The sequence below is a fragment of the Deltaproteobacteria bacterium genome, assembly GCA_012522415.1.
Lineage (GTDB): Bacteria > Desulfobacterota > Syntrophia > Syntrophales > JAAYKM01 > JAAYKM01.
This window is the reverse complement of record JAAYKM010000044.1, coordinates 19,210-32,659: the sequence shown is the minus strand read 5'-3', so window position 1 is coordinate 32,659 and position 13,450 is coordinate 19,210. Positions and strand designations below refer to the sequence as shown.

The following is a 13,450-nucleotide window of genomic DNA, read 5'->3' as shown; positions in this document are numbered from 1 at the left end:
TCATGATAATTCTCTCATCTCAGCGGAGCTGAGAGGAAATTCATGCTTTTCCTCTCCCCTCCCCGCAACAATCGTTAACCTGCCGGAAGCAAGGGGGCATATCCCTTATCTTGAATGCAGGAAATTGTAAACAATCCGCCCCTGCTTCGGTCCGATCCCCTTGACCGCGCTGATCTCCTCGACACACGCGGATTCGACGGCCTCGAGATCACCGAAGGTTCCCAGCAAAGCCTTTTTCCTCTTCTCACCGATTCCCGGTATGTCATCGAGGATCGAGTGGAAATCGCTTTTTTTCTTGACCTTGCGATAATAGGCAACGGCAAAGCGGTGGGCTTCGTCCCTCAAATGCTGCATGATGGCGAGGGCCCGGGGGGATCTCGTCAGGTAAACCGGATCTTTTCGTCCAGGCAGATAGAATCGGTCCTCTTTTTTGCGCACACCCCTGGGGGGATATTCATGCCGTTCCTCGGCCATGGCAACGACATCCTGATCGGCGATGCCCAGATCCCTCATGACGGACAGGGCGACCCCCAATTGACCGCGGCCGCCGTCCACCACCAGCAAGTCGGGCAGGGGGTCGGGCCGTTCTCCGTCTCTTGCGAAGCGGCGCTTCAGGGCTTCGAACATCATGGCGTAATCATCGACGCCCTTCACGGCCCGAATTTTGAAACGCCGGTATCCCTGCTTCCAGGGTTTCCCCTCCCGAAATGTCACCATGGACGCCACGGGGTTGCTCCCGCCCATGTGGGAGATATCGAAACAGGCCATGGTGGAGGGGGTTTTGCTCAACTGGAAGGCCTCCCGGAGAACCGCCAGATTTTCAGCGACCCCTTCCCTTGCGGCGAGGCCGCTTTTGAGGTTTTCGGCGGCATTCCTTTCGGCCATTTTCAGGAGTGAAAACAGCCTGCCCCGCCGGGGAAGAGACAGCCGGACCGTTGCGCCTTTTTTTTCGGAAAGCCATTCTTCTATCAGGCCACGATCCTCCGGCAAAAACGGGAGAAGGATCCATGCGGGTACATCGGCTTTGTCATCGTAATATTGCGTGACGAGTGACGATACTTTCTCCTCCGGCTCCAAGGGCACCGTTTCGAGGGCGAAGGCCCGTTTCCCCAGAAGCTTGCCACCGCGAACATGAAGAATGCAGACTTCCGTGCGTCCCGCATCATACCGCAAACCCCAGACGTCCTGATCCCTGGCGACGCCGGAATCGACAACCTGTTTTTCGATGGTCTGGCGTATCGCCGCAATCCTGTCCCTCAGGGAGGCGGCCTCCTCGAAACGCAATGTTTCGGAGGCCCGGGCCATGTCCCGGTTCAGTTGCCGCAGGAGTGTTTTCCCCTTTCCTTCAAGAAAACTCACGGCTTCCATGACCAGGCTCCGGTAAGCCCCCCTTTCGATGAGTCCCACACAGGGAGCACAGCAACGCTTGATCTGGTATTCCACGCACGGACGAGTCCGATTCTTCAATTCATTGTCGCTGCAGGTTCGAAGGGGAAAGATCGCCTGCAGAAACCGCAGGGTTTCCCTGGCCGCAGCACTCGACGGATAGGGGCCGAACGTGCGGGCACCGTCCTTTTGCGGTTTTCTGACCATCTGGAATCTCGGGAAGGGGGTTCCTAAGTCGATCCGGATATGGAAATAGGCCTTGTCATCGCGGAAATTGACATTGTACTTGGGACGATGTTTTTTAATCAGGTGATTCTCGAGGATCAGGGCGGCCTTTTCCGTTTCCGTAACGATGAAATCGATGTCCCGCGTTCGGGCAACGAGGAAGGGAATCATGAAGCGGGAATCGGTACCGCTGAAATAGGCATGGATACGGCTCTTCAGATCCTTTGATTTGCCCACGTACAGGATCGTTCCCTGATCGTCCTTCATCAGGTAAACCCCCGGTGCTCTCGGGGCATGGGCAAGTTTCTGGTGGATGATTTCGGTCATGAGGTGTTTTTGCGCTCGTTATCTTTTCGGTTTTTTATGCCACCGGGGGCCAGATTTGTCAATCCCGGCCGGTCAAAGGGAGATGGCCCATGGGCGTCAAAATTTTTTTGCCTTTTATCGGGGTTTATGAGAATTATGGTCGGAACGATGAAATAAATTCGGAGGTGACGGTAATGACCATGATCGATCACATTAAAAACAGAAGGAGCGTCCGTGATTTCAAGTCCGATGAAATCCCCGCGGAATCCCTGCGGACCATTCTTGAGGCCGTGCAGCACTCACAGTCCTGGGCCAACAACCAGTGCTGGGAAATCATCGTCCTCACGGACCCTGTAGTGAAAAAAGCCGTTCAGGACGCCCTGCCCCAGGGAAACCCGTCCTTCAATGCCATCGAAAAAGCGCCGGTTGTCCTGGCGCTCTGCGCCAGACTCGAGGTTTCCGGTTACTATCAGGGCGTGACACCGACCAAGTTCGGAGACTGGTTCATGTTCGATTTGGGCATTGTCACGCAAAATATCTGCCTGACCGCTTATGACCTCGGCCTGGGCACCGTCGTCGTCGGCCTTTTCGATCATGCAAAAGCGGCTAGAATCCTGTCGTTGCCGCCCAAGCACGAACTGGTCGCCCTGGTTCCGATCGGGATACCGGTTCCCGATGCGGCTGTCAGAGATTCACCTCGGAAGGATATGGAGGAATTCATTCATTACAATGGATTCTAGGTCAGACACGCCGGATCCCGACGCCCGGCAACCGACCCGGGAACGGCGGCAAGGCCGTCCCCGGGTTTTTTGTCCTCCCCCCATTCCCGGACATACCCTGACTCTGCATACCTTCTTCCGAAATGAGCGGAAGGGGTTCTCGCCTTCAGCCAGCGGTCGATGAACGTCAAATCCGGGCTTTCCTGCAGGCTTCCAGGGCGAAGGCCGCCGCATCCTCCAGATCGGCGGTGGTCGGATGCTCATGGGCGCTGTGGGCTTCCTCTACCCATGCTTCATGCTGGGGCTTTTTCCCGAGAGCGGCAATAACCTCTTCCTTGACCCTGCCCCGGCAGGTAAATGTGCTCACAATTTTGGCATGCTTCGTCAGGCCCATGGCATCTTCCAGGGCCTGTCTCGGAAGGCTGCCGCCTCTGAGGGAACCGTGGGTCGTGAAAAAGGCGACTTTCTGATCCTTTGGGAGTTTTTTCAGATAGAGGACAACCTGGGCGGGTACGCTGTGCGCCTGAACGGGAAATCCGCAGAAGATGAGTTCATACCCCTCGACGGGCAGAGTCTCGTCGATCCGTCTGATTTCCTTTTCACATTCCAGAGCATCGCAAATTGCCCGGGCGACCTTTTCGGTATTTCCGGTCTGGGAAAAGAAAGCGACTAAAACTTTTTTCATCGTAATCTCCTTTTGAAAATTGATTGGTGCAAAAGTAGCGTAATTTTCGATTCATTTCAAGATGGAAAGTCCCTCAAACAGGTCCTCTCCCGTTATATTGTATTATGAGGCAACCGACCTGTCGGAGCCGGGTTGGAACAGGACCTCTTTCCGCCTGCTTCGCCCTTTCACGGTCGGTCCCGGAAAAGTTCATGGCCCCGGGTGAGATCCTGGGCAAAAGCCCCCTGCCAGCCAGGACGGCAGAATAAAAACGGGACCTCATGCCGTCCAAAGCTTGTCCACCGGCAAACCGCGCCGCTTGATGATATTACGTGTATCCACGATTATCTTCGCCTTTTTCAGGATCCGGGCGTAATCGACGCGGCTATGGTCGGTAACGATCACGGCGGCGGCGTAATGGTCGTCTCCGATTTTCATGAGATCGACCGACTTCATGCTGAATTCACCCTTACGGGTGGGCGGCACGGAGGGGAAATAGGGATCGTGATAATCGACTTCCGCCCCCTCCTTCTGCAGGAGTTCAATGATTTTGATGGCCGGGCTTTCGCGCATGTCCGCGACATCGGGTTTGTAGGACAGGCCTACAACGAGTATCTTCGCACAGACGAGAGAAAGACCCTCGTGGTTCACGGCCCGAATGAGGCGCTCGATGACATAGTAGGGCTGCTGGGCATTGATATCACCGGCCAGTTCAATGAACCGTGTGTTGAAATCGTACTCCTTCGCCTTCCAGGTTAAATAGAAGGGGTCGATTGGAATACAGTGTCCGCCGAGACCGGGACCCGGATAGAAGGTCTGGAAACCGAAGGGTTTCGTCGCGGCCGCCTGAATGACCTCCCAGATATCGATGCCCATCCGGTCGAACAGCATTTTAAGTTCGTTCACAAGAGCGATGTTCACGGCCCGGTAGGTGTTTTCGAGAATCTTTGACGCTTCCGCGACGGCGGTGGAGGAAACCGGCACAATGTCGACGATCTCCCCGTAAAGCTTGATGGCCCGCTGCAGGCACCCGGGCGTACAACCGCCCACCACCTTGGGAATCTTCGACGTGGAAAAGGAGGGGTTCCCCGGGTCCTCCCGCTCCGGGGAAAAGGCCAAATGGAAATCCACGCCCGCTTTCAGACCCGATTCTTCGAGAATCGGCTTCATGACTTCCTCCGTCGTACCCGGATAGGTGGTGCTTTCCAGCACAACCAAGTGGCCTTTTCTCAAGTTCCGTGAAATGCTCTCGCAGGTGCCGACGATGAAGGATAAATCGGGCTGATCGTGACGGTCCAAAGGGGTGGGAACACATATGAGAATGGCGTCGCTTTCCCGGAGCCTGGAAAAATCCGTCGTGGCCGAGAAGCTTTTGCCTTTCACCCATGAGTCGATCAATTTATCGGGAATATGCTGGATATAGCTTTTCCCGCTGTTGAGCGTATCGACCTTGATGGGGTCGATATCGAATCCGATCACACGGAATCCTTTTTCCACAAACGCACGCACGAGGGGGAGCCCCACATAACCCAGCCCGATCACCGCGACATTCCTGTCCACCCATCTCTCCTTTCAGAATCCTTTCAAGTTGGTTTCCATATCCGGCATTGCTCAACCATAATAATCCCGGTACCAGTCGAGAAATTTTCTGATCCCCACCGAAACCGGCGTCGCGGGCTTGAAGCCCACATAGGCCTCCAAGTCGTCCACATCGGCCCACGACACCGGAACATCCCCCGCCTGCAGGGGCAGGAAGTGCTTCTTTGCCGTTTTACCCAGATACTTTTCTATCTGTTCGATGAATTCCATGAGCAAAACAGGGTTGTTGCCGCCGATGTTCCAGATTCGGTAGGGAGCGAAACTGGAAGCCGGGTCCGGCTCTTCGCCGTTCCAGGCCGCATCTGGGACGGGAACCCTGTCCGCGACACGCACGACACCCTCGATTATGTCGTCGATGTAGGTAAAATCGCGTTTCATCTTCCCGTTGTTAAAGACCTCGATGGGCCGGTCGGCCAGAATGGCCCTGGTAAATAGGAACAAGGCCATATCGGGACGTCCCCAGGGTCCATAGACGGTGAAGAACCGGAGACCCGTACAGGGGAGGCCGTAAAGGGCGGCATAGGTGTGGGCCATGAGCTCATTCGCCTTTTTTGTCGCCGCGTAGAGGCTGACGGGATGGTCCACGTTTTGATGCGGTGAAAAAGGCATCTTCGTGTTGGCGCCATAGACGGAGCTGGAGGACGCGAAGACCAGGTGTCCGACTTGATGATGACGGCATCCTTCCAGGACATTGATGAAACCGACAAGGTTGCTGTCGACGTAAGTCCGCGGATTTGTAATCGAATAGCGGACGCCGGCCTGAGCGGCCAGATTGACGACGATTTCCGGTTTTTCCTGTTCGAAGACATCCTCAACCGCCGGGGGGTCGGCCAGATCGGCCCGGTAAAAACGGAAGCGACTTTCCCTGGAAAGAATGGCCAGACGCGCCTCTTTCAGGGACGGATCATAATAATCGTTCATATTGTCCAGGCCGATCACACAGCGCCCCTCGTCCAGGAGCCTTCGGGAAAGATGAAAACCGATGAACCCCGCGGCACCGGTTACCAATACGTTTTTCACTGTTTTCTCCCTGTCGTTGTGAATGTATCCTTGAACCCCACTGAGGATACTTCCTACGGTCTCGAGGCCAGTTTTTGCTCCCAATCCCAGGCCGTTTTGATGATGAATTCCAGATCGTCATGGCGAGGCCCCCAGGACGTGAGCGTCCTGATTCGCTCACCGTCAGCCACCAACGTCGCCGGATCCCCCGCCCGGCGGTCCGCCTCCACCGTGAGAAAATCGACACCCGTTACCCGTTTGGCCGCGTTGACAACTTCCTTCACGGAAAATCCGTGGCCGTAACCGCAATTCATCACATCGGAGCGGCCCGTGGCCATCAGATAATCCAGAACCAGCCCATGGGCCCGCGCCAGATCATCGACGTGGATGTAGTCGCGGATACATGTCCCATCGGGGGTTCCGTAGTCCGTTCCGAATATGGCGAGTTTCTCATATTTACCGATGGCCGTCTTCAGGGCCCGCGTGATCAGGTGCGTGGGGTTCCCGTAATCCTGGCCGATACGACTCTCCGGGTCCGCCCCGGCCACATTGAAGTAACGCAACGCCACATATCGAAAATCCCCGGCCGCAGCGAGATCCTGAAGGACCTGTTCGATCATGGCTTTCGTGGCTCCATAGGGGTTGATCGGTGCCAAGGGGGCCGTTTCCTTCACCGGGATTTCCTCAGGATTTCCGTAAACGGCGGCACTCGACGAATAAATGAAGTTTCTGATACCCAGGCCTGTCATGACGTCGAGCAAATTCAGGGTGTTGACCACATTGTTGTTGTAATACTTCAGGGGGGCACGGACGGATTCCTCAACTTCTATGGACGCCGCGAAATGAATGACCGCATCCGGCATGAATTCCTTCAAGGTTTGATGCAGCCTGTCTCTATCGGACAACTCCGCTTCAACCAACCGGCCCTGCGTAACCGCCCAGGGATGGCCGGTGGACAGGTTGTCTAGGATCAGTACATCGTGTCCATCACCGCCCAGAAGTTTGACCGTATGGCTGCCGATGTAACCGGCCCCCCCGGTGATGAAGATTTTCATAAGCGCACTCCCTTCGAACCTCTCGGGTTCACTTCGTCGAATCCTGATTGAATTCTTGTTCTCGGCCCAGGCAAGGCATTTCAGAAAAATGATCCCTGACGGGTTTTTTCTGATATTTTTGGGATGTCGTCTGTTTTAATCGGCAGGTCCCCAAAAATTGCAGAACCGCCAGGCATAATGGAAAATATTCTTCCCCGACGCCCGTTTTTCCCCTGCCGAAAAGACCGGAAAGCGGGGAAAAACACGGGGTTTTTTTACATTGAAGACATTCTTCATGAGGGCCGGCCGGGCTGACGGTCCCCTTGTTATCACGAAATGCCGGGCAGGGAAAGTCCAATTCATCCTGATTCCCCATGCAGCATTTTCTTTACATTTTGAGAAAAATAGTATTGGATTACTTCCGGTAATCGATAAAACGAAGCTGCTGCACGACCCGTTGGCGCTGCGGCTCCATCCATGGGGAGCATGAAACGCCGTGTGTCCCGACAGACTTCGGGCCGTAGCCGGGCTCCGCCATTGGGTATCCAATACCGACAAAAACGAATCGGGTATTAGAGGAGGAAGATTTGAAGGTTGGTCTCATTGGTTTTGGCAGAACAGGACGTTCCGTCGCAACCATTCTGCTCGAGTCAAATAAAACGAACTTGCAGTGGGTCATACGGCAATCGTCCCAACTTGAAAACCGGTCGATACCGGAGTTTCTGGGAATCGACTCGGATAATCCCGCCTTAATTTACAGGAAAGATGATCTTCCCCCAGGGGAACTCCTGAACAGGCATCCTGTTGATGCGATCATCGATTTTTCTTCCGAAATCGGCCTCGATTATTATGGAGATGAGGCGGCAAAGAGAAAGATCACCATTGTCAGCGCCATTTCTCACTACGAGAATATCAAACTGAAAAAACTTGAGGAGCTTGCAAAACATACCGTGGTCATGCACTCGCCAAACATCACCCTGGGCATCAATTTCATCATGATAGCGGCCAAAATATTAAAGAACATAGCCCCCCACACGGATATTATTATATCGGAGGAACATTTCAAGGCCAAAACCGAAATTTCAGGTACTGCCAAAATCCTCGCACGGGAACTGGATGTACCCGATGAAGACATCAAGGCCGTGCGGGCGGGAGGGATTACGGGTGTTCACGAGATCCTCTTCGGTTTTCCTCACCAAACGGTGCGTCTGAGGCATGAAACGATCGCTCCGGAAGCTTTCGGGAACGGCATACTGTTTGCGATTGAAAATTTGAAGGATAAACCCAGGGGGTTCTATCGGATGGAGGACATCTTCATCCCCTACTTCAAGTTGCAGGAAAGGAAAAAAAGGAAAATCCCCGAGATGCACAGAAAGCCATGGTGGCAGTTCTGGAAGAACTAGGACATGCCTCGACCAGACCCGAACCGGCTCAACTGATCCGTCCGGGGCAAAAAAAAGCACTTAAGGGATCACCCTAAGTGCTTGTTTATTTGGTAGCGGGGGATGGATTTGAACCATCGACCTGTGGGTTATGAGCCCAACGAGCTACCGGACTGCTCCACCCCGCGATGTAGTCTTTGTCCAGCATGGACCGCGTGAATCCACTGTTTATGCCATCCCGATGCGCTTTGTCAAGGAGTTTTTCAAGTGGCGATCAACATCGTCGTGGGATCGAGACGTGGCTCAGCCTCAACGGCCCTGCTCGCATCCCCCCCCTTGATTGTCTTCAGAAAAAAGGAACCGTTCTTTTCATCAATCTTAAGGAGTACTTGAAAATATTGCTCTAACCCCTCGACGGATAAAGGGATTCCCGATGAATTCGCTTGTTCGTTCCGATGGATGTGAATGGAAAACCAGACGAACAAACCCCGTTCGCACGCCAGGGTTTTCATTTCTTTCAAGACACCTTCGCATTTTTCATCAAAATACAGGCCGTCTATGATTAAAATGTGTGGTTGAAATATATTCTGTACAATAAGATCATTCAGGCGCTCCGCGAGTTTGGGCACGGTGAAGTTGTCCTCCCGGAACGTCATGATGAAGCGATGCAGAAGCATTTTTTCCCTCAGTTCGCTTACACTTTCCGGTGGCATACTTTTTCCTAAATCCTGAAGGATCTCATCATACCATAAAGTAACCTTCTGGATCGGATCCTGAAGACTCACATAAAACACCGAAGATTTCCTCACCATGGCCTGGAGGGCGATCTGGACCAGCAGGGCCGTTTTCCCAACTCCGGCCGGAGCCATCACCGCACCAAATGTGCCGTTCTTCCTGAGTGCTTCCAGGTCCAATTTCAGTTGTCCCAGAGGATTTCTTTCGTCCAGTTCTTTCAGCATCATGGCATCGCTCCTATCCGACGGGTGAATGACTTGTCCCGGGCAGTGTACTGCGTACCCGATGGAATATTCTTTTAATGATATCCGCCAACCTTTATATTATGCGGCACTTTCCTTGCGCAAGGCAATCTCTTCAAGGATCTTTTCGGCAATGGATTGGGGTACCTGCCGGTAGACTGCAAATTCCATTGTGAATTGGGCCTTACCCTGTGTTGCGGAGCGCAAAATGGTAGCAAACCCGACCATCTCCGCCAAAGGAACCTGGGATTCGACCTCGCTCACGACGCCTTCGTCCTGAACGCCGACGATGATCCCCCGCCGTTGATTGATAAGTCCCATGACCGCGCCCTGATATTCGCTTGGGGTTTCGATGACCACCTTCATGATGGGTTCATGGATGACCGGGGCCGCCTTGGCGTAGGCTTCCCGAAAAGCACCCTTTGCCGCGGCGATGAAGGCAATTTCGGAGGAATCGACGGCATGGAAAGCCCCATCGTTTATAGACACCTTGAGCCCCGTTACAGGAAAGCCCATTTTCGGTCCTTTTTCCAGGGACTGCCGGAAACCCTTTTCACAAGCTGGAATATAGTTGGAGGGAACAGCGCCGCCCGTGATTTTATTCTCGAAGAGAAAATCCCCCTCCCCATAGGGCTCCAGAAAACCGGCAACCCTGGCAAACTGGCCGGCTCCGCCGGTCTGTTTCCGGTGGGTGTAGTTGAACTCGGCATGGCGGGTAATCGTCTCCCGATAAGCCACCCTTGGACTGCCCGTCGTTACCTCGGCGCCATATTCGCGACGCATCCGCTCCACATATATTTCCAGATGCAGCTCACCCATTCCCTCGATAATCGTCTCGTTGGTTTCCGTATCGACATGGGTACGAAACGTCGGATCTTCTTTCGTGAAACGGTTCAGTGCCTTGGACATACTGATTTGGGCCTTCTCGTCGCTGGGTTTGAGGGCCAGGGAGATAACCGGGTCCGGAACGAACATGGGAAGCATGGTCAGGTTCACCCCCGGCATGACGAACGTGTCGCCCGAGGCGCATTCGATACCGAAGAGGGCGCCGATGGAACCGGCGCCAATAGAGTCGATGTCCTCCATCTGTTCGGCGTGCATGCGGACCAGACGACCGACCTTGACTCTTTTCCGTGTCCGCGTATTGACAATCGTATCGCCCCGTGCGACGGTGCCCTGATAAACCCGGATGTAGGTCAACTGCCCGTAAGGGCCGTCTTCCAGCTTAAAAGCCAGCGAAACGAGCTGATCGCCCGCCTCACCGGTCAGAACGACCGTGCGGGTCTCATCTTCCGTATCGATCGCCTCGTTGATCACTTCCCTTGGGCTCGGCAGATAGGAACTCACGGCGTCCAACAGGGGCTGGATCCCCTTGTTCTTATAGGCGGATCCGAGAAACACCGGGGTCAGCTTGCGCTCGAGGGTTCCTTTGCGCACAGCTTCCATGATCAATTCCGTGGAAACATCGCTCCCTTCCAGGACCGCGTCTGTCAATTCGTCGGAGAACATGGATGCGGCGTCGATCAATGCCTCCCGTTTTTCGTGGGCCATGGGCAGAAGGGCGTCGGGGATGGGGCTCCGTCGTACAACTTCTCCTCTTCCGCCGTCAAAATAAATCGCCTCCATGGCAACCAGATCGACAACACCCTGGAATTCACTCTCGAGACCGATGGGGATCTGCATGGCCACGGCGTTGTGCCCCAGCTTCGTTCTCAACTGGGAAATGACACGCAGGGGGTTGGCACCGTTGCGGTCACACTTGTTGATAAAGGCGATGCAGGGTATTTTGTAACGTTTCATTTGCTGATCCACCGTGATCGACTGGGACTGAACGCCCCCTACGGAACAGAGAACGAGAACGGCCCCGTCGAGGACCCGAAGGGATCGTTCCACCTCAATCGTAAAATCGACATGGCCGGGGGTATCGATGATGTTGATGACATGGCTGTTCCAGTTGCAATAGGTCGCGGCCGAGGCAATGGTGATGCCGCGTTCCTTCTCAAGATCCATGGAATCCATGGTCGCACCGACGCCATCCTTCCCCTTCACGTCATGGATCGCGTGAATTCGTTTCGTATAGAAAAGAATGCGTTCAGTCAGGGTCGTTTTTCCCGAGTCGATATGGGCGCTGATCCCGATATTCCTTATATTGTTCGTTGTTTGTGGCATAGTTGTTCCTTCTTTACTCAAAAAACGGCTCCCCCTGGTGCCTGCATGTCCGACCCTTGGGAAGCAGACTGCAACTTGAATGGTTGTCTGATGAATTGGATTCGGGTCCGGCTGCACGGCATGTTCCGTGGGTGGGATTCCCTTCAAGAAGCCGTCTGGAAATCAACCACCGTCTGCAGTATCTGCGACCGTGATCCGGACGGCCTGCGGTAAAGGTGAGGAAGCTACGCCCTTTGATCGCGTTTGTCAAGAAATATTTGTTCAATACCGGCGATATTCGTGGTATAGAAGCCAAAATCGTCTTCATTACCTACGGGGACCGGGACAATGGCCTATTTTATCAACTCGACACGGATGTACCACATCCGGGATATGAATTCTCTCGGCTGGGAGTTGACCGTGTGCAACAGCCTTTACCCGGACCGGAGTCCTTGCCGAACCGTTTTGGCCAACCGTGTTTCTTACGGGTGTCATCTATACGATTTTTTGAGGAGCACCCTGCCTATTGCGAATATTTCATCGGTCCTGGAAATAGGGGGCGGCTATGGATACCTCATGCATGACCTGCTCAAAATGAACCCGGATTTTCAGGCGACCATGATTGACATCTCCCCGTTTTTACTGGAAGAACAGAAAAAAATTCTTCACGGCTACCCCGTGCAGTTCCAGCTCGCGGATATATTTGATATTCCCGGGGATAGCCTGCGGAAATTCGACCTGGTGATTCTCAATGAAAATATCGGGGATTTTCCAACAGGAGTGAATATCGCCGTTTCCTCCCTCATGGAACGGACTGGAGGCGACACCGATCTTCAAAGAATGCGTTCTCTTTTCAGGTATTACGCGTTTCCCCTTCCAGAGCGGGATACATTCAACTTCAATCTCGGAGCTGTGGAAGTAACGGAGAAGCTCTGCAAGGAAGGCATTCCTTATATTTTCATGAGCGAACACAGTTGCGAGGCAACGGTTCCGGACGAATACCGGGACATTATACCCGTTTCGGCCCCCGGGAATCCGGAGCGGATTGTTCTCAAAGGGCATGATGAATACACGATCAAGTTCTCCCTCCTGGAAATCGTGGCCGCCCATCACGGCTATCACGTCCGCAGGGGCCCCCTGGCGGATTTCGTGAGGGCCGATTTCAGCGATTCCCTTCTGTGGCTGCTTAAGCGTCGCCATTCCACCAGGCACGAGCACGAGGTTCTTCGACATTTCGTCGCGGATCTCTTCCAATACGAATACCTCCTCCTGACGAGGCAGGTGGGTTGACGGAAAGAACGAAAATCATGCAAAGGAATGAAACCGAACGTTTTTAAAGAATTCTGAGGCCGGAAAGATCTAACAGGAAAAAAGTTCTGGCACAACGCCGATCCCGGCGTTGTGCTGAACCCGTTCCCTCTGATTGAAATCCTCTTACATCACGCTTCGCCATATCCCACAACCGCAGGGGCGAGACGCCCCAAGGAAATGTCTTTCGCGTGATGGTCCGAAAACGTGCTGACACCCTCTGTGTCTTTGACGTTCTTTGAAATGGCAAGCAACTATCTGAAGAAAGGTTGATTTCGTTGATTTGCAAACGTTGTGGTGTGTGCTGCATGGTCGATTTTATCGCCTACGTGACGGAGAAAGATATGGCACGCTGGCGGCGGGAAGGACGAAAGGACATCCTGGACATTATCGATCATGAAAAGGCATTCTGGGCTGGAGACCACCTGATTTCCGATGTGGACGGGCGTTACCTGAACCGATGCCCGTTCCTTACCTGGGAAGGCACGGTTCATTCCTGTGCGATTCATGAAACCAGGCCCGATGTGTGCCGGAATTATGAGCCGGGATCTTCGGAAATCTGTTCCCAGTTCAAGGACTGAATGCCGGTAAACTTAAACCGAACCGACTGATCAGACCAATTCCTGAAGGGGCCCTCTTTGTCATCTCTGTTACACCTTGTCATGCAAATTTAATCCGTCCATCTTTTCGGACGACAAAATGA

Annotated in this window: 12 protein-coding genes and 1 tRNA gene; 4 read left to right on the top strand and 9 right to left on the bottom strand. The window is 53.7% G+C overall.

The annotated features are described in order from the left end of the window. Positions 1 to 105: 105 nt before the first annotated feature. Positions 106 to 1,938, bottom strand: a complete 1,833-nt coding sequence (gene uvrC / locus GX147_04035) for an excinuclease ABC subunit UvrC (protein NLN59867.1) — start codon at positions 1,936 to 1,938, stop codon at positions 106 to 108. Between the two features lie 89 nt (positions 1,939 to 2,027). Between uvrC and GX147_04030 the strand changes: the two genes are divergently transcribed. Next, positions 2,028 to 2,657, top strand: coding sequence for a nitroreductase (locus tag GX147_04030; protein NLN59866.1), 630 nt, complete (start codon positions 2,028 to 2,030; stop codon positions 2,655 to 2,657). Here GX147_04030 and GX147_04025 read toward each other — a convergent pair. The 5 genes from GX147_04025 to galE all read right to left on the bottom strand — a co-directional run bounded on the left by GX147_04025 (position 2,654) and on the right by galE (position 6,953). Next, positions 2,654 to 2,827 carry a hypothetical protein gene (locus GX147_04025; GenBank protein NLN59865.1) on the bottom strand — a complete coding sequence of 58 codons (174 nt, stop codon included), beginning with the start codon at positions 2,825 to 2,827 and terminating at the stop codon, positions 2,654 to 2,656. The two genes, GX147_04030 and GX147_04025, sit on opposite strands and share 4 nt — an antisense overlap. Next, the gene (locus GX147_04020) at positions 2,824 to 3,321 is read right to left on the bottom strand and encodes a hypothetical protein (GenBank protein NLN59864.1); all 498 of its coding nucleotides are present in this window, start codon (positions 3,319 to 3,321) and stop codon (positions 2,824 to 2,826) included. Before GX147_04020 ends, GX147_04025 begins: the two co-directional genes overlap by 4 nt. Before the next feature lie 258 nt (positions 3,322 to 3,579). Continuing rightward, positions 3,580 to 4,860: a nucleotide sugar dehydrogenase gene (locus GX147_04015; protein ID NLN59863.1), complete on the bottom strand. Its 1,281-nt coding sequence runs from the start codon at positions 4,858 to 4,860 to the stop codon at positions 3,580 to 3,582. A 51-nt stretch (positions 4,861 to 4,911) separates the two neighbouring features. Next, positions 4,912 to 5,919 (bottom strand): NAD-dependent epimerase, encoded by a 1,008-nt coding sequence (locus tag GX147_04010; protein NLN59862.1) that lies wholly within the window; start codon positions 5,917 to 5,919, stop codon positions 4,912 to 4,914. Between the two features lie 53 nt (positions 5,920 to 5,972). Next, on the bottom strand, positions 5,973 to 6,953 hold the full coding sequence (gene galE, locus GX147_04005) for a UDP-glucose 4-epimerase GalE (protein ID NLN59861.1): 981 nt from the start codon (positions 6,951 to 6,953) through the stop codon (positions 5,973 to 5,975). Between the two features lie 566 nt (positions 6,954 to 7,519). On the opposite strand from galE, the gene GX147_04000 reads away from it, so the two are divergent. Continuing rightward, the gene (locus GX147_04000; GenBank protein ID NLN59860.1) at positions 7,520 to 8,335 is read left to right on the top strand and encodes a dihydrodipicolinate reductase; all 816 of its coding nucleotides are present in this window, start codon (positions 7,520 to 7,522) and stop codon (positions 8,333 to 8,335) included. A 90-nt stretch (positions 8,336 to 8,425) separates the two neighbouring features. Here the strand turns inward: GX147_04000 and GX147_03995 are convergent. The 3 genes from GX147_03995 to GX147_03985 all read right to left on the bottom strand — a co-directional run bounded on the left by GX147_03995 (position 8,426) and on the right by GX147_03985 (position 11,460). Continuing rightward, positions 8,426 to 8,502: transfer RNA gene (locus GX147_03995), tRNA-Met, on the bottom strand. Positions 8,503 to 8,577: 75 nt separating this feature from the next. Next, positions 8,578 to 9,276, bottom strand: coding sequence for a hypothetical protein (locus GX147_03990; GenBank protein ID NLN59859.1), 699 nt, complete (start codon positions 9,274 to 9,276; stop codon positions 8,578 to 8,580). Positions 9,277 to 9,372: 96 nt separating this feature from the next. Beyond that, positions 9,373 to 11,460, bottom strand: coding sequence for an elongation factor G (locus GX147_03985; GenBank protein NLN59858.1), 2,088 nt, complete (start codon positions 11,458 to 11,460; stop codon positions 9,373 to 9,375). Between the two features lie 327 nt (positions 11,461 to 11,787). Between GX147_03985 and GX147_03980 the strand changes: the two genes are divergently transcribed. Both GX147_03980 and GX147_03975 read left to right on the top strand, forming a co-directional pair. Beyond that, a complete protein-coding gene (locus tag GX147_03980) occupies positions 11,788 to 12,729 on the top strand; it encodes a methyltransferase domain-containing protein (GenBank protein NLN59857.1) in 942 nt (313 codons plus the stop codon). A gap of 326 nt (positions 12,730 to 13,055) precedes the next feature. Then, the gene (locus GX147_03975) at positions 13,056 to 13,328 is read left to right on the top strand and encodes a YkgJ family cysteine cluster protein (GenBank protein NLN59856.1); all 273 of its coding nucleotides are present in this window, start codon (positions 13,056 to 13,058) and stop codon (positions 13,326 to 13,328) included. The last annotated feature ends 122 nt before the right edge of the window (positions 13,329 to 13,450 follow it).

Bases quoted from the DNA above. Each gene is read 5' to 3' on its own strand.
- uvrC (NLN59867.1), bottom strand. From the start codon at position 1,938: ATGACCGAAATCATCCACCAGAAACTTGCCCATGCCCCGAGAGCACCG.
- GX147_04030 (NLN59866.1), top strand. From the start codon at position 2,028: ATGGGCGTCAAAATTTTTTTGCCTTTTATCGGGGTTTATGAGAATTAT.
- GX147_04020 (NLN59864.1), bottom strand. From the start codon at position 3,321: ATGAAAAAAGTTTTAGTCGCTTTCTTTTCCCAGACCGGAAATACCGAA.
- galE (NLN59861.1), bottom strand. From the start codon at position 6,953: ATGAAAATCTTCATCACCGGGGGGGCCGGTTACATCGGCAGCCATACG.
- GX147_03990 (NLN59859.1), bottom strand. From the start codon at position 9,276: ATGATGCTGAAAGAACTGGACGAAAGAAATCCTCTGGGACAACTGAAA.
- GX147_03985 (NLN59858.1), bottom strand. From the start codon at position 11,460: ATGCCACAAACAACGAACAATATAAGGAATATCGGGATCAGCGCCCAT.
- GX147_03980 (NLN59857.1), top strand. From the start codon at position 11,788: ATGGCCTATTTTATCAACTCGACACGGATGTACCACATCCGGGATATG.
- GX147_03975 (NLN59856.1), top strand. From the start codon at position 13,056: ATGGTCGATTTTATCGCCTACGTGACGGAGAAAGATATGGCACGCTGG.